Origin of the sequence: Pengzhenrongella frigida, from assembly GCF_004168625.1 — a bacterium.
GTDB classification, from domain to species: domain Bacteria; phylum Actinomycetota; class Actinomycetes; order Actinomycetales; family Cellulomonadaceae; genus Pengzhenrongella; species Pengzhenrongella frigida.
Genome location: NZ_SDWW01000015.1, coordinates 50,692 through 66,537, shown reverse-complemented (window position 1 = coordinate 66,537; position 15,846 = coordinate 50,692). Strand labels below are relative to the sequence as shown.

General features: G+C 73.2%; 14 protein-coding genes. 5 read left to right on the top strand and 9 right to left on the bottom strand.

From position 1 onward, the window contains the following. Nucleotides 1-123: 123 nt before the first annotated feature. Nucleotides 124-4,281 carry a S8 family serine peptidase gene (locus EUA98_RS08120; RefSeq protein ID WP_130102174.1) on the top strand — a complete coding sequence of 1,386 codons (4,158 nt, stop codon included), beginning with the start codon at nucleotides 124-126 and terminating at the stop codon, nucleotides 4,279-4,281. Nucleotides 4,282-4,352: 71 nt separating this feature from the next. Here EUA98_RS08120 and EUA98_RS08115 read toward each other — a convergent pair whose 3' ends face one another. After that, on the bottom strand, nucleotides 4,353-4,832 hold the full coding sequence (locus tag EUA98_RS08115; protein WP_130102173.1) for a ribonuclease H family protein: 480 nt from the start codon (nucleotides 4,830-4,832) through the stop codon (nucleotides 4,353-4,355). Nucleotides 4,833-4,939: 107 nt separating this feature from the next. Between EUA98_RS08115 and EUA98_RS08110 the strand changes: the two genes are divergently transcribed. Then, the gene (locus EUA98_RS08110; RefSeq protein WP_130102172.1) at nucleotides 4,940-5,380 is read left to right on the top strand and encodes a nitroreductase family deazaflavin-dependent oxidoreductase; all 441 of its coding nucleotides are present in this window, start codon (nucleotides 4,940-4,942) and stop codon (nucleotides 5,378-5,380) included. Between the two features lie 46 nt (nucleotides 5,381-5,426). Here EUA98_RS08110 and EUA98_RS08105 read toward each other — a convergent pair whose 3' ends face one another. The 5 genes from EUA98_RS08105 to EUA98_RS08085 form a co-directional block, all read right to left on the bottom strand. Further along, nucleotides 5,427-6,431 carry a 5'-3' exonuclease gene (locus EUA98_RS08105; RefSeq protein ID WP_130102171.1) on the bottom strand — a complete coding sequence of 335 codons (1,005 nt, stop codon included), beginning with the start codon at nucleotides 6,429-6,431 and terminating at the stop codon, nucleotides 5,427-5,429. Beyond that, a complete protein-coding gene (locus EUA98_RS08100; RefSeq protein WP_130102170.1) occupies nucleotides 6,428-7,156 on the bottom strand; it encodes a histidine phosphatase family protein in 729 nt (242 codons plus the stop codon). The genes EUA98_RS08105 and EUA98_RS08100 overlap by 4 nt, the downstream gene beginning before the upstream one ends. 188 nt (nucleotides 7,157-7,344) lie before the next feature. Further along, nucleotides 7,345-8,790: a hypothetical protein gene (locus EUA98_RS19710; protein ID WP_165372756.1), complete on the bottom strand. Its 1,446-nt coding sequence runs from the start codon at nucleotides 8,788-8,790 to the stop codon at nucleotides 7,345-7,347. A 131-nt stretch (nucleotides 8,791-8,921) separates the two neighbouring features. Then, on the bottom strand, nucleotides 8,922-9,425 hold the full coding sequence (locus tag EUA98_RS08090; protein WP_242511345.1) for an RNA polymerase sigma factor: 504 nt from the start codon (nucleotides 9,423-9,425) through the stop codon (nucleotides 8,922-8,924). Between the two features lie 156 nt (nucleotides 9,426-9,581). Beyond that, the gene (locus EUA98_RS08085; RefSeq protein WP_130102169.1) at nucleotides 9,582-11,036 is read right to left on the bottom strand and encodes a MinD/ParA family ATP-binding protein; all 1,455 of its coding nucleotides are present in this window, start codon (nucleotides 11,034-11,036) and stop codon (nucleotides 9,582-9,584) included. Between the two features lie 132 nt (nucleotides 11,037-11,168). Here EUA98_RS08085 and EUA98_RS08080 point away from each other — a divergent pair, with 132 nt between their 5' ends. Then, nucleotides 11,169-11,405, top strand: a complete 237-nt coding sequence (locus EUA98_RS08080; protein ID WP_130102168.1) for a hypothetical protein — start codon at nucleotides 11,169-11,171, stop codon at nucleotides 11,403-11,405. 102 nt (nucleotides 11,406-11,507) lie between these two features. On the opposite strand, the gene EUA98_RS08075 is transcribed toward EUA98_RS08080, so the two are convergent. Both EUA98_RS08075 and EUA98_RS08070 read right to left on the bottom strand, forming a co-directional pair. After that, nucleotides 11,508-11,711 (bottom strand): cold-shock protein, encoded by a 204-nt coding sequence (locus tag EUA98_RS08075; RefSeq protein ID WP_130102167.1) that lies wholly within the window; start codon nucleotides 11,709-11,711, stop codon nucleotides 11,508-11,510. Between the two features lie 289 nt (nucleotides 11,712-12,000). Further along, entirely contained in the window at nucleotides 12,001-13,572 is a 1,572-nt protein-coding gene (locus EUA98_RS08070; protein WP_130102166.1) for a GGDEF domain-containing protein, read from the bottom strand. A gap of 214 nt (nucleotides 13,573-13,786) precedes the next feature. Between EUA98_RS08070 and EUA98_RS08065 the strand changes: the two genes are divergently transcribed. Together EUA98_RS08065 and EUA98_RS08060 are read left to right on the top strand one after the other, a co-directional pair. Further along, the gene (locus EUA98_RS08065) at nucleotides 13,787-14,518 is read left to right on the top strand and encodes a glutamine amidotransferase (protein WP_130102165.1); all 732 of its coding nucleotides are present in this window, start codon (nucleotides 13,787-13,789) and stop codon (nucleotides 14,516-14,518) included. Between the two features lie 137 nt (nucleotides 14,519-14,655). Continuing rightward, nucleotides 14,656-15,456, top strand: coding sequence for an endonuclease/exonuclease/phosphatase family protein (locus tag EUA98_RS08060; protein ID WP_130102164.1), 801 nt, complete (start codon nucleotides 14,656-14,658; stop codon nucleotides 15,454-15,456). Here the strand turns inward: EUA98_RS08060 and EUA98_RS08055 are convergent. Continuing rightward, nucleotides 15,431-15,835: an ATP-binding protein gene (locus tag EUA98_RS08055; RefSeq protein WP_130102163.1), complete on the bottom strand. Its 405-nt coding sequence runs from the start codon at nucleotides 15,833-15,835 to the stop codon at nucleotides 15,431-15,433. The two genes, EUA98_RS08060 and EUA98_RS08055, sit on opposite strands and share 26 nt — an antisense overlap. Nucleotides 15,836-15,846 lie beyond the last annotated feature (11 nt).

The following is a 15,846-nucleotide window of genomic DNA, read 5'->3' as shown; positions in this document are numbered from 1 at the left end:
ACTCACCCGTTTGCCAGTCACGCGCGCGTTTGACCGCTACGTTGCAGGCGGGCCACCGTCCGGGCCGCAGCAGACCAGCACGACCTCGTAGCTGTCCCGAGAACCTCGCGGAATGAGTCACCTATGCGCCGACCGTTGCTCGCAGCCCTGACCAGCCTCGCCGTCGTGGTCGGCACGACGCTGGGGGGCTCGGCGGCCGCTGCGGCTCCACCCGCCGACCCGGCAGCGCCCGGGATCGGAATCGCCGGACCGGTCGAGGGCTCGGACAAGGTCGCACCGTCGCTCGGCGAGGCCGACGGCCAGGTCACCGCCTTCGTCCAGCTCGCCGCCCCCTCGGCCCTCGACGTCGCCGAGTCCGGCGCCGCGCCCGCCGCGGTGGCGGCCGCGGCCGAGACGATCACCGCCCTGGCCGACGAGGTCGTCCCCGGCGAGGCCACCGCCCGCTCGGCCGGCGCGGCCGCTCCGCAACGGATCGCCGTCACCACGAACCTGCTCGCCGGCACCCTGGTCAGCGGCGACGCGGCGCGGGTCCGCGCGCTCGCCGACTCGGCCGACGTCGTGGCGGTCTACCGGATCGTCGCCAAGACCCCGGACAACAAGGGCAGCGACGCGTTCACGCGCGCCCAGGAGGCCTGGACGTCGTCCGGCGCGACCGGCGAGGGCGTGCGGCTCGGCGTCATCGACACCGGGCTCGACTACACGCACGCGGACTTCGGTGGTCCCGGCACGCCGGACGCGTACGGCACCGCGTACGGGGCCGACGGCACCGCCGACGTTCCCGCGGGAACGTTCGACCCGACCAAGTACCTCGGCGGCTACGACTTCGCCGGCCCGAACTACGACGCCGACCCCGCCTCGACCACCCCCGGGGCGACCCTGGTCCCGACCCCGGACGCCAACCCGATCGACGCGTACTACACGGGTGGCAGCTCCGGCCACGGCTCGCACGTCGCGGGCACGGCGGGCGGCTTCGGCCAGACGGGCGACGGGGCCACGTTCCGCGGCGACTACGCCACGCTGACCGACCTCACCGGCTGGCAGCAGGGTCCGGGCTCCGCACCCGAGGCCGGGCTGTTCGGGCTCAAGGTGTTCGGTGACAACGGCGGCAGCACCGACCTCGTGATCAACGCGCTCGAATGGGCCGCCGACCCGAACGGCGACCTCGACTTCAGCGACCACCTCGACGTGCTCAACCTGTCCCTCGGCTCCGCCTCGACCCCCGCGGATGACCCCGAGAACCTGTTCGTCGACCGGCTCACCGACCTCGGCGTGCTCTCGGTGATGTCGGCGGGCAACTCCGGCGACCTCACCGACGTCGGCGGCTCCCCGGGCAACTCGCGCAGCGCGCTGACGGTCGCGAACTCGGTCGGCAACACCCAGACGTACGACGCCGTCGAGATCACCGCGGCCGCCGAGCCGGCCCTGGTCACCAGCTACCCGGCCCAGAACTCGTCGAGCTACGCCGGCACCGCCGACGTCACCGCGCCGGTCGTGGCCCTCGGCACGACGGTCAGCGGGTGCACGTCGCTCGCAGCCTCGGCCGACGCCCTCGCGGGCAAGATCGCCTACCTGTGGTGGGACGACAACGACGTCACGCGCGAGTGCGGCAGTGGGACCCGGTTCAACAACGCGCAGGCGGCCGGTGCGGTCGGCGTGCTGATCGGTTCCGAGCTGCCGGTGTTCAACGCCGGCATCGCCGGGAACGCGACCCTCCCCGGCGCCCAGCTCACGGCGGCCGCGACCGACGCCCTGCTGGCCGCCATCACGGCCGGCGGGGTCAGCGCGCACGTCGGCCCGTCGCTCGCGGGTCGGTCGTTCGTGCAGGACGACACCCTCGGCGACACGCTCAACGCGAGCTCGTCGCGCGGCGTGCACGGCTCCCTGGGGGTCATCAAGCCCGACGTCGCCGCCCCCGGCACCGCGATCTCCTCCACGGCCGCGGGTACCGGCAACCGCGTGCACACGCTCTCGGGCACGTCGATGGCCTCCCCGCACGTCGCCGGGATCGCCGCCCTCGTACGCGGTGCGCACCCGACCTGGACCCCGGTCCAGGTCAAGGCCTCGATCATGAACACCGCGACCCACGACGTGTTCCGCGACCAGGGCCCGACCGGCCCGGTCTACGGCCCGGCGCGCACCGGCTCCGGTCGGGTCGACGCGGCCGACGCGGTGACCAACACGGTGCTCGCCTACGCCACGGACGACGCCGACCTGGTCTCGGTGACCTTCGGCGTCGTGCCCGTGGGCGACACGACCGTGGTCCAGCGCAAAGCCGTCACCGTGCAGAACACCGGCACCGCCCCGGTCACCTACGCGACCTCGTTCGCCACCGCCACGACCGCCGGTGGCGCGACCCTGACGACCTCGCCGGCGTCGATCACGGTCAAGGCCGGCGGCAGCGCCGAGGTCACGGTGACCCTCACCGCGGACCCCGCCACGCTCGCGAAGGACCTCGACCCGACGTCGGCCGCGTCCTACGACCTGGGCATCCCGATCCCGCGCGACTTCCTGGCCACCGTGTCCGGGCGCCTGATCCTCACCTCCCCCACCGACGAGCTCCGGGTCCCGGTCTCGGCCGCCCCCAAGCTCGTCAGCGACCTCACCGCCCAGCCGGTCGGGTTCGCGAGCGTCGCCGCCGACACCGCCCCGCTCACGCTCACCGGCCGGGGCGTGGATGCCGGCGGCTGGCTCTCGCTGATGGCACCGATGCAGCTCGCGGCGACCAGCCCGGAGCTGGCGGCCTCGACCGTCGAGACGTCGCCGTCGTCCGTCGACGCCGGTGACGTGCGGTACGTCGGGTTCTCCTCGACCGCGCCGCAGCTCGCGGCGGCGGGCGCCGATCCGGCCGGCGGCACGATCGGCATCGGCATCGCGACGCAAGGAGACTGGGCCAACCTCGGCACCGCCGTGGTCCCGATCATCGACACCGACGTGGACGGCGACGGGACGCCCGACCTGCAGACGGTCGTCCAGAAGTACTCGGCGGAGGTCGACTTCACCACCGCCCAGACGTACTCGGCCGCGACCGGTGAGCTGCTCGAGGAGGTGCCGGTGAACGGCGTCTTCGCGGACGTCGACACCACCGTCTTCGACAGCAACGTCCTGGTCGTCCCGATGAGTCTGGCCCTCGGGTTCACCCCCGGGGTCGCCGCGACGTTCTCGGTGTGGACCTACTCCGGCTACGCCCCCGACCCCAGCGGCCTGCTCGACCAGGTCGAGCCGTTCTCGGTCGACCCGTACGCCCCGGCGTACTGGTTCGACGGCGGCGAGCCGGGCTCGTTGTGGTTCGTCGGCGCACCGGGCACCCCCGTCACGGTGCACCGCTCGCTCGCCCCTGGCGCCACGGCGCCGCAGCTGCTGGTGCTGAGCTCGCACAACGCGACCCCGCAGACGCGGGCCCAGGTTGTGGCGGTCACGGCGCCGGTGCCGCTGGCGACGACGACCCGGCTCACGGTCGGCGGCGGCAAGCGGGTCGGGGCCGACCTGCGGCTCAGCGCCACGGTCGAGCCGCGCGCGGCCACCGGCACGGTCCGGTTCCTCGACGGGGCCACCGAGCTCGGCAGCACGCGGGCGCGCCGCGGCACGGCGCAGCTCACGGTGTCCCTCGGCGGCGGGGAGCACACGCTCACCGCGCAGTTCACGCCCGACGCCGCCCAGTGGCTCGGCTCGACGTCCGCGCCCGTCACGGTCGCCGTCGCGCCGTCGTCGTCCTCGACCGAGCTCCGGCTGTCTCGCGACTCGGGTGCGTTCGGCCGGGCCGTCACCGCGAACGTCACGGTCCGGGGCGGCACCGCCGCGCCGTCGGGCCCGGTCTCCATCCAGGAGAACGGCGCCGAGATCGCCTCGGGCGAGCTCGTCGTGAACCGCCGGACGGGCAAGGTCACGATCGACCTCCCGCGCGACCTCGCCGTCGGTCGGCACGTGCTCACCGCGGTCTTCGCCGGCACCGCCGACGTCGCCGGCTCGTCCAGCCGGGCCTCCTACCGCGTCGAGAAGGCGACGGCCCGCGTCAGCCTGGCCACGCAGACCTGGACCGTGCCCCGCGGAAGCACGCCCGCGGTGATCGTCACGGTCGCGAGCGAGCAGGGGGCGCCGACGCCGACCGGCACGGTCACCGTGCTCGTCAACGGCCAACGGATCGCCTCCGAGCCGGTCGCGGCGAACGGGACGCTCACGGTGACGCTGCCCAAGGTGACCGGCACCCGCCTGGTCACGGCCCTCTACGGCGGCGACGCCGGCTACCGCCCGCAGACCGAGACCCGCACGCTGCGAACGAAGTAGCGCGGGCCCTCAGGCTTGTCGCGGGACGGCACCTCGTCGCGAGAAGGGCAGCTCGTCGCGAGAAGGGCAGCTCAGAACAGCACGTCGTACGCCGCGCTGGTCTCCGGCGCGGTCCCACGGCCGGCGAGCGCCTCGCGTGCGGCCTTGCCTGCGAGCACGTCGGCCCGCTCGTTGAACTCGTTGCCGACATGGCCGCGCACCCAGGTGAACGCCACCGGCCCGACACGTTCGGCGATCGCGCGCTCGATGCCCTGGACCAGGGCGAGGTTCTGCACCGGCGAGCCGCTCGCCGTCCGCCAGCCCTTGCGCTTCCACCCGGCGACCCACACCGAGGCGCACTTGATCGCGTACTGCGAGTCCGACTCGATCTGCAGGTGCTCGGCCCCGGGGTGGGCCAGGATCGCGGCCCGCACCGCCATGAGCTCGGCGATCTGGTTGGTCGCGGAGGCCACCCCGCCCGACGACGAGGTCCCGTCGTGGTTGACCCAGGCCCAGCCGCTCGCGCCGCCGGGGTTGCGCAGGCAGGAACCGTCGGTGCTGACCGTGATCACGTGGCGCTCCTCGCATCGCGCCCGGAGGTGCCCGGGCCGGGAGCATTCTGCCCTGCCGCGGGCCGGCGCGGGCGGAACGGGTGCCCACGGGGTGTTTGACTTGTTCCATGCCTCTCATCGGTGAATACCAGCCCAGCCCCGAGAAGTGGGTCCGCGACCAGGTCGAGCTCTTCGAGGGCTCGGGCGGCACGAAGGGCACGACCCTGCGGGGCATGCCCGTCATCATCCTCACGACCGTCGGGGCGAAGTCCGGCAAGCTCCGCAAGACCGCCCTGATGCGGGTCGAGCACGACGGCGTCTATGCGGCCGTCGCGTCCCTGGGCGGCGCCGCCAAGAACCCGGTCTGGTACCACAACGTGCTGGCGCACCCGCTGGTCGAGCTGCAGGACGGACCCGTGGTGCGCGACCTCACCGCGCGCGAGGTCACGGGCACGGAGAAGGCGCTGTGGTGGGAACGCGCCGTCGCGGCCTACCCCCCGTACGCCGACTACCAGACCAGCACCTCGCGCGCGATCCCGGTCTTCGTCCTCGAGCCCGTCCGCGACTGAGCCCGGCACGTCCCTCGTCGCGGCGCGTCGACCGCACCCCGCGACGTCAGCGGTCCGCCGACATCGCCGCCACGATCCGGGTGATGCTCGAGGCGAGCCCCCAGCGCTCGGCCAGCGCGACCAGCGCGTCCGGATCGGCGGGGGTCATCGGGATCGCGTCGTCGACCACCCCGAGCGGCGCGTCCGGCGCGACCCGGACGACGTCGGGCGCCACCTCGAGGTACGCGTCCGCCTCCGTCAAGCGGGCGCGCTGCGTCGCGGTCAGCCCCGGGTCGCGCGCGTCCCGCGCCGCGAGGACCCCGGCCAGGTCCCCGTACCGCTCGAGCAGCGCGACGGCGGTCTTCTCGCCGATCCCGCGCACGCCGGGCAGCCCGTCGCTCGGGTCCCCGCGCAGCACCGCCATGTCGGCGTAGGCCTGGCCGGTGGGCACGCCGTACTTGGCCCGCAACCGGGCCTGGTCGACGACGTCGAGGTCGCGCACCCCCCGGGACGTGTAGAGCACCCGCACGCCGGTCTCGTCGTCCACGAGCTGGAACAGGTCGCGGTCCCCCGTGACGATCTCGACCCCGCCCGGCCTCGCATGCCCGGCTGCACCCCCCTCGGCCGCACCCCCTTCGGCCGCGGCGCGCGCCACGAGGGTGCCGATGACGTCGTCGGCCTCGAACCCCGGCGCGCCGACCCGGGCGATCCCGAGCGCGGCAAGGACCTCCACGATCACCGGGATCTGCGGGAGCAGGCCCGCCGGGGTCTCCTCGACGTGGTCGGTGCCGGCCACGAGCCGGTGCGCCTTGTAGGTGGGGATCGCCGCGACCCGGAACGCCGGCCGCCAGTCGTCGTCCCAGCAGGCCACGAGCCGGCCCGGGCGGCGGTCGGCGATCAGGCGCGCGGTCATGTCCAGCAGCCCCCGCACGGCGTTGACCGGTAGGCCGTCGGGAGACACGATCGAGTCCGGGATCCCGAAGAACGCGCGGAAGTACAGCGAGGCGGTGTCGAGCAGCAGCAGCCCGCCGGGGCGGACGGCCGGAGCCGGGTCGGGCAGGGACGACGTCATCGGGTGCCTTCCGTTCGGTGCGGTTCGCCTCGGTGCAGGTCACCGAGATGCGACTCGATGTTGAACACGTCCACGGACCACCGGCCGGTGCCGTCCGGGCGGACCAGCCGGGTCACCGACGCGTTCCGGACGTTCGCGGTCCGGCTGATCTCGAGCACGTCGGCCTCCGACAGGCCCTCGCAGATGTACCGGACGACCATGATGACCGCGTCGTGGCAGACGACCAGCACGCGCCGGCCGTGCTCCTGCCGGTCGAGGTCCACGAGCACGGTCCGCACGCGCAACGCGACGTCCGCCCACGACTCCCCGCCCGGCGGCCGGTGGTAGAACTTGCCCAGCCAGCGCCGCCGCTCCGCCTCCGCAGGAACCCGCGCCTCGACGCCGGCCGTCGTCAGCCGGTCGAGCACGCCCAGCTCGCGGTCGCGGAGCCGCTCGTCGGTGCAGATCGTCAGCGCCAACCCGCTGCCTTCGACGGCGAGCTGTGCGGTCTGCAGCGCGCGGACGTACGGCGAGGACCAGACGCTCTGCGGGACGGCGTCGGGCCCGAGGGTGCGGAGCCACGCGCCGACCGCTTCGGCCTGCCCCACACCGCGAGCGGTCAGGGGAACGTCCGGGTCGCGCACCGGGACGTCGATCACGTCGGCGTGCGCCGCCTCGGCGACATCGGCTGCGACGTTGCTGAGACTCTCGCCGTGCCGGACCAGCAGCAGTTCGGTCGCGCCCATGCCCTGACGCTAGTTCACCGCGGGAACCCGCACCGCACGTGGCCCTGGTCCTCGTCGTCCGGGCAGAAAAAAGGACGACCCGACGCATCCGCAGGGGGCTGGGAACGTCGGGCCGTCACTCATTATTCTAGCGCGTTTCGCGGGCTGTGGAGCGCGCACGCAACACCGGATCTCGCGGGTCCGTGCGACTAGCCGACGGGGGCGAAGTCCAGCTGCGCCTCGGTGACGGCCATGACGGACCAGACCTGACCGTCGTCGCTGGTCAGCTCATATGCGGGCAGCAAGACGGTCGAACCGTCGGGCTGGGTGTACATCGTCAGGCCGAGCCGTGACGAGGTGAGCGCGACCTCGGTGACGGGCCAGGCGATCGCACTTCCGGGGTCCGCCGTGGGCGGAACCGTCCGCTCCGGCGCCGGGGCGACCTCGGGCGCGATGCTCGACTCGGCCTGGTCCGGAGCCGACGCCGCATCGCCCGCCGCGATCCGCTGCTCCGCTGCGTACATGATCGGCCCGCCGTAGCTGGCCCCGAAGCGCGGGTCGGCCAGGCGCGCGACGGCGTCGGTGGCACTGACCACGTCGTACGTGCCGAGCGAGACGAGCGGCGCGATCGAGCCGTACAGCGACTGCACCCCGTCGCCGACGAAGCTGACGTTCCAGACCGACCCGGTGCGCTGGCCGTCGAGGACCTGGTAGGCCGCCACGTAGGCGAGCTCAGTCATGCCGGACTCGGAGGTCTCGTACTCGAACGCGCTCGCGTCGAGCCCGAACGCCCCGATCAGGTCGCGGGCCTTCGCGACGGCGGCATCGCCCTGCGGGGCCGGACCGATCGTCGTGATGCAGGTCTGCGGGGGCTCCGGCAACGGCATCGCCTCGGGCTCGAGGCCCGGGGCGGGCTCGGTCGCCGGCTCGGGCGTACCCGTCGAGCTGTCCGCGGCCCCGTCGCCGGTCGATCCCGGCTCCACGCCCTGGAGCCGGTCACTGCCGCACGCGTACGGGTCGAGGCCCGGGTCGTAGAAGTTCACGCTCGCAAGGCCGTCGGGCTGCAGCTGGAGCGACGGCCCGCTGCCGTCGACCGGACCCACGGTCCACGCGCCGTCGGTGAGCACGGCCGTTCCCGCGAGGCCGAGCGCCTGGGCGAGCCGGTCGGCCGTCGCCGCGGTGAAGACCTGCGCCGGGTCGAACGTCCACGCCTGCGCCGACCCGGCCTCGTCGGACAGACCCACAGCGGTGAACACCGTCCGGCCGCCGTACCAGGGGGCCAGCATCGAGCTGCTCAACTTGCTGTCCGCGGAGCCCATCGCCGACTCGGGAGCGGCTGTCCCGGTCGTGCCCGACTGGCTGAGAGTGATCACCCCGGCGGCCGGGACGGCGGTGCCCCCGTCCCCGGTGCCGACCGCGTACCCGGCCGTGCCGAACAGCAGCGCGCTCGCCGCAACGGCGGCCACCGGCCACCAGGTCGCCCGTCCGCGGCGCGCCCGGGCGGTGGCGAGCTCGTCGCCCGGGTCCGCCCGGCGGGCGCGGACGGCAGCCTCGAGCGACGCCCGGTCGGGCTCGGCGCCGGCGGCCGGATCCGCCCCACGCAGCCGGTCGAAGATCGGGTCGGGCTGCTCGGACGGGCGGGTGCTGTCGTTCACGGCGACCTCCTGGGGTGGGACGCGGGTGGGGTGGTCCTCTACCTGCCCTATGTGCCGATCGAGGTCCGGCTTGCACGGGCCGTCAGGCGCAGCCCGTCAGGCCCTGCCCGTCAGGCGTCCTGCGCAGCCCGTCAGGCGTCGAGCCGCTCCGACCAGGCGTCCCGGAGGCGCGACCGGGCCCGCGAGAGCGCGGCGTCCGCGCCGCCGCAGGAGATCCCGAGCACCTCCGCGAGCCCGGCGGCGTCGAGACCCTCCCACCCGTGCAGCAGCAGGATCCGCCGGTCGCGCGGGCTCAGCGCGGCCAGGATGGCGCGGAGCTCGACGTCGTCGAGTGCCAACGTCGCCGGATCCGCGTCGTCGACCTCGTCCGGCACCTCGCCGACGGGTACGGGTCGCCCCTTGCGTCGGTGGTTGGCGAGCACGAAGCCCGCCGTCCGGTACAGCCACGGCAGCTCGGCGCCGTCGGGCACGTCGTCGCGCCGACGCCAGGCGATGGCGAGCACGTCTGCGGTGAGGTCCTCCGCGTCGTCGCGGGGGCCGCGGCGCACGAAGTACCGGAAGAGCGCGGTGGCATGGGCACGAAAGAGGTCCTCGAACCAGGCGTCGTCGCGGGCGGGCACGAGGATCTCCTCCACGGTCTGCGGCTACCTACACCTGCACTGTGTCGCACCGGAGCCGCTTCTTGCACCATCGGTCGGACCGGTCGCGCGTCGGGTCCGCCGCGGGACCACCCCGCGACATCAGTCCGCCGCATCTGTCCGCCGCATCACCCCGGGCAGCAGGTTCGGGACTCAGAGCCCCTCGGCGACCGCGGAGGTGACCTGGAGCCACGCCTCGCGGGTGCTGCCCTGGAGCGCCTCGATGAGCAATGGTCCGCCCGCCACGAGGGCCGGGTCGTGCGGCACGTCGATGACGACGCGGGTGAGCTGGCCGAAGTGGTGGTGCAGGCGCGCACGCAGCTTGGCGTCGACGTCGGCCGCCGGGGCCGAGAGCACGGTGACGGCGCGGCTCACGAGGTCCTCGTGCCCGGACGCCCGCAGCGCGTCGATCGCCCACGCCGCCGACTGCGCGGTGTCCTCGCGGATCGTCGACACGATCACGAGCTGGTCGGCGGCGTTGATCGCGGCCTGCCAGTTCGACGCGCGCATGTTGTTGCCCGTGTCGATCACCATCACGCGGTAGAACCGCACGAGCGTGCGGTGCAGTGCGGTGAACGCCTCCGCGTCGATCGACGCCGCGGACGCGGCATCCTCGTCGGACGCCAGCACGTCGAACTGCGCGGACCCCTGCGACCGGACGTAGTTGTCCAGATCACCGACCCGCGCCGAGCCCAGGTCGGTGAACCGGCCGAGGTCGCGCAGCAGCGTCACGGCGGTGTTCGCGTGCCGGGCGTGCGCGGACCGCCAGCCGAGGGTCCCGCGCGTCTCGTTGTTGTCCCACGCGAGCGTGTACCCGCCTCGGTGGATCCCGAACGTGGCGGCGATGAGCAGTGCGGCGGTCGTCTTGTGCGCGCCGCCCTTGGGATTGAGCACGACGACCGTCTTGGGTCCGTCCAGGCTCCGCTGCACCGCGACGATCGCGTCACGGTGATGCCGTTCGACCCGTCCCGGCGCGGGCGCGACGATCCCGAACGTCAGGTGCCGCAGCGTGCGCCGCCAGCCCCACTCCGCGGGACCCACCGGGGGCTCGGGCCGGGTGGCAAGAAGGTCGTCGAGCGTGGGGAGCTCGTGGTGGTCCGCCGGCGTCGCCACGGTCGGAAACCTCGGCGGGAACGGGTTCGAGACGGCACGCAGCGGTGCGGTGGACTCGGTCACGGCTCGGTCGTCTGGCACCTCGTAGTCGGCCTCTCGCTCGTGGTACTGCTCGTCGGGCTCAGGATCGGACTCGGTCCGGGGCTCCGGCTCGACGTCCGGCGCTGCTGCACGGTCGGCGTCCCGCTCGGTCTCTGATCCGGCCGACCGGCGTCCACGCCGCTCCGGCGGTGGGCTCCCGGCCTCGTCGACGGTGCCGTCCGGGTGGATGCTCAGCAGCCACTCACCGTCCGGGTCCTCGATGCTCAGGGCCAGCACGCGGCCCTCGTCGGCCGCCCGGCGCGCCATGAACTGGGTCACCAGGCCACCGGCCTCGCCCGCGCTCACCCCGGTGAAGCGGTGCACGGTGCCATCGATGACCAGTTCGGCGCCGCCGTCTGGTCCCACCACGGCGCGCGGCGAGATGTCGACAGGCCCATTGCCGGGATCACTCATGGATCTGATTCCCACTTTCGAGGACCTTGTCACGACGTATTGAGGACGGATCGGGCAAACCCCTGTCCACTGAACCTACGCCGGGTTGACCGCGGGAAGCACACGCGCCCTCGTATCGGCCAGGATGGGGGCATGCCCGCCTACCTCGCCCGGATCACCGTCTCCCCCGTGCCCGACGACGGCGAACGGTTCGGCATGGCCGACGCTCTGGGTGCGGACGCGGACCACGAGATGTCCGACGGCGGCGTCATCTTCCACGTGCTGGGCGAAGCGCCGGACCTGTCCGCGGCGACGGCGGCCGGGCGTCAGCACGCCGCCGAGGTGCTCGACGGCTACACGTTCGAGGTGGAGGTGCACGAGCTTCCCTGAGCTCTGGACCGGCCCCGGACGCACGAATGCCCCGGCACAAGGCCGGGGCATTCGCGAGGTTCTAGAGCCTGTCAGACAGGCTCGCCACGCCCTGTGAAGAAATCAGAGGGGGCGGATGTTCTCGGCCTGCGGGCCCTTCGGGCCCTGCGTGACGTCGAACTCAACCTTCTGGTTCTCGTCGAGCGAGCGGTAGCCGCTGCTCGAGATCGCGGAGTAGTGGGCGAAGACGTCAGCGCCGCCGTCGTCGGGAGCAATGAAGCCAAAGCCCTTTTCGGCGTTGAACCACTTCACGGTGCCAGTAGCCATAATAAAATCTCCTCCAGGAGCGTTCGGTCGACCCCGACTGTCGAGGTCGCTCGTCGCAGTGTTCGTCGTCCGCTCCGGGAAAGGAACAAGGCGCCCCGGCCGAGGCCGAGAGCGTTTAAGACGTTCGATGCACAGCAACTTCACGCGCAAGCCTAGCGTAGGGACCGGCTCAGGGGAACGGAACGCACAACCCGACCAGGTCACAGTCCGGCATCCAACCCCCCGAACACCCCCTCTGACGTGCGGGCCGGGTGAGCCACGCACCCGTGGCTCGGGTCAGGATCGGACCTCAGACAGTGACGACACGATCGCGTCCGGCCCGCTTCGCGGCGTAGAGCGCCGCATCGGCCGCGGCGATCGCGCCGTGCGCCGGGACCGGCCGACCGACGCCGACCGAGACGGTGACCGCCAGGCCGGCGGCGATCTGCCCCCACGGAGCGTGGCGCACCGCGCTGTGCAGCCGTGCCGCGACCTCCTCGGCGGCCGGTCCACCGCCGAACACCAGGATGACGAACTCGTCGCCGCCGTACCGGACCAGGACGTCGTCGGTCCGGCAGTGCGCCCGGAGGATGACCGCCATCCGGCGCAGCACCTCGTCTCCCACGGCGTGCGAGAAGTGGTCGTTCACGAGCTTGAACTGGTCGACGTCGACGAACACCGCCGCGAGATCGTCGATCGCGGAGTCGATCGCGCCCGCGAGCATCCGCCGGTTCCCGAGCCCGGTCAGGGGGTCGAGCAGCGCGGCCTGACCCATCCGGTTGGTCTCGGCCGTCAGGGCACGGACCTGGTGGCGGGTCTGCAGCGAGGTGAACCGGCCGTCCCGCTCCACCCAGACCCGCCCGAGGGCCTCACGTGCCAGCAGCTTCCACCGGTCGACGGCCGGGTGCGGACCGTACTCGGCCACGTCGACGTCGGCCATCGCCTCCATCGCGGCGGACGACCAGATCTCGCGACTGGCGCGCCGGGAGCTCTCCCACGCGCCGCGCAGCTCCGCGCGGGCCGCGGCGAAATCGCCGTCGTCCATCGCGGCCAGGCCGAGCACGAGGCGGGCGAGGTTCGTCTCGACGAGCTCGTCGCGGAGCAGGAACTGCCCGCTGGCCTCGCGGATCCGCGCCGCGGCCAGTCCGGGATAGCCGAGGCGACTGACGGCGTAGGCCTCGATGACCGCCGCACGCGCCACCATCTCGGGGTTGCCCGCCAGGACCGCGATCCGCCCCATCCGCAGGGCCCGCTGCGCGGCCGTGACGAACACCGGTGCGGCAGCCGTGGTCTCCCCGACGACCAGCAGCGTCGTCGCCCAGTAGGCGCTCAGCAGCGCCTGCTCCTGCGCGATGAAGAGGTCGGTCTCCGGGCCGCTCCCGAGCAGGATGCCGGCGAGCAGCTCGTCCGACTGCTCGAAGAGGAAGACGGCACGGAGCGCCAGGGCGACCGCCATGCTCGCCGACAGGTGGCTGTAGCGGCCCGGGGTGGTGTGCGCGACGATCCAGGTCCCCTCGGCCAGCGCATCCATCGCCCGACTGACCTCGCCGACCTGCGTCGACGACTCGGCCAGGAGCGCCAGGGCCTTGGCGCGCCAGAGCGGGTCGGGCTCGTCCTCGAGCTCGTCGAGGAGATCGAGCGCCACGGTCACCGCCTCGCGGTGCCGGCCCGCCTCCTGCAGGGCGATGCCCTCGATGTAGTGCAGGAACTGGCCGGTGACGCGGTCGCCCGCCGCGATCGTCAGGAGCCGCCAGGCCCGGCAGGACAGCGCGGCACGCTCCGAGAACCCGTCGATGTAGAGCCGATGGGCCGAGTCGGCCAGCTCGTCGTACGGTCCGAACTCCCCGGGCGCGACGAGCGCACCGCTGGTCGACGCGAGCATCCATGCCTCATCTCGTCCGACCGCCCCCCGGTCCGCTCCGCCGGGCGCGCCAACGGTATGTGGATTATCGACCGGCTACCCGATCGTGCACCCGATACGGGTGGATCATCACCCGCCATGAGCGTGACGCTCACCCGTTTGCGGACGACGTCCGGCCGTTCGAGCGGCGCGGACGTGCAGCCGATCCGCGATTCCACGCCTACGCTCGCGCCCTATGAAGCCATTCCTGCTCCTGTCGACCCGGGCGGACGACCGCGCCGCGGCGGAGGAGCATGCCGCGTTCGTCCGGTTCGGCGGACTGACCCCGGATCTCCTGCACCGTGTGCGGCTGGAGGCGGAGCCCCTCCCTGACCTGGACCTCGACCGGTACTCCGGGGTCTTCATCGGCGGGAGCCCGTTCAACTCGAGCGACCCGGAGGATCTCAAGTCCGCGGTCCAGCGACGGGTCGAGGCGGAGCTGGCGGGGCTGCTGGACGAGATCGTGGACCGCGACTTCCCGTTCCTCGGCGCGTGCTACGGCGTCGGCACGCTCGGCGTGCACCAGGGAGCGGTGATCGACTCGACGTTCGGCGAGCCGGTCAGCTCGGTCTCCATCACGCTCTCCGAGGCCGGCCGCGCCGACCCGCTCCTGGCGGGGATCCCGCCCCGGTTCGACGCGTTCGTCGGCCACAAGGAGGCCTGCCGGTCGCTCCCCGACCACGTGACGCTCCTCGCGTCCTCCCCCACGTGCCCGGTCCAGATGTTCCGGGTCAAGCAGAACCTGTACGCCACCCAGTTCCACCCCGAGCTCGACGTGCCGGGCATCGTGCTGCGGATCAAGACCTACCGGAATGCCGGGTACTTCCCGCCCGACGACACCGAGCACGTGGTCGCCGGTGTCCAGGACGCGGAGGTGAACGTGCCGCCCCGGATCCTGGCGAACTTCGTCCGGCGGTACGGCGCCTGACCCCGAAGTCCGACCCCGCCTGGGCGCGCCCCGTTCATCGTGCCGCCCGGCGCGCGCCACCCCAGCGTCGTCGGCCGTCTGCCGACCTCGCCTACGATCGTGGCCGGTTCACGCCCAACGGAAGAGATCCACCCTCGATGCGGCTCGCCACCTTCAACATCCTGCACGGGCAGTCCCTCACGGACGGGTTGGTCGATGTCGACCGCTTCGCCGCCGCGGCGGCGAGCCTCGATGCCGAGGTGCTCGCGCTGCAGGAGGTGGACCGCGGTCAGCCCCGCTCGCACGGGGCGGACCTCGCCGCCGTCGCCGCGGCGGCCATGGGCGCCCGGGAGTACCGCTACCTCGCCACCATGTCCGGGGCGCCGCGCCTGTGGTCGGCCGCATCCGGAGACCGCCCGCCGGACGGCGCGAGCTACGGGATCGCCCTGCTCACTCGGCTCCCGGTCCGGGCGTGGCGCACGATCCGCCTGCCCGTGCTGCACGGGCGCATCCCGGTGCTCCTGCCGGGCGACCGCCGACCGACGGTCGTCCGGGACGAGCCGCGGGCTGCGATCGCCGCCGTGCTGGACACCGCCGCCGGCCCGATCACCGTCGTCACAACCCACCTGACCCTCATCCCCGGCTGGAACGCCGTCCAGCTCAGGCATCTGGTCCACCGGGTGCGCGATCTGCCGCAGCCGCTGGTGGTGCTCGGTGACCTGAACCTCGCCGGTGCGTGGCCCGCCCGCGTGACCGGGATGCGGCCGCTCGCGAACGCCCGGACGATCCCGTTGTCCGCACCGGTCCGCCAGCTCGACCACATCCTCGGTACCGGAGCCGTGCGGCCCACGTCCGACGGGACGGGGATCGATCTCGGGGTCTCCGACCACCGTGCCCTGGCGGTCGACGTCGTGCTCGGCTCCGGCGGGCGACCTACGACTGCTCGAGCTCGACGCTGAACCAGACCGTCTTGCCCTCGGCGCCGTGGTGCTCGATCCCCCACTGGGCCGCGAGCGAGTCGACGAGCTCGAGGCCGCGTCCGCTGGCCGACGACGGCTCGGGGTGACGCACGACCGGGACCGTCACGCTGCTGTCGCGGACGGCCACCCGCACCACCCGGCCGGTACGACCCACCCGGACCCGGATCATGCCGTCGGCCGGACCGTGCAGGGCCGCGTTGGCGACGAGCTCACCGGCGAGCAGCTCGACGATCTGGTTCTCGGCGCCGAAGACCCCCTCGGCCGCGAGCTCGTTCATCACCCAGTGGCGGGCCGCGCGGGCCGACGCCCGGCTCGCCGGCAGGCACAGCTCGTCGGAGCCGCCTGGTCCCGACGACATGTCCCCGCCTC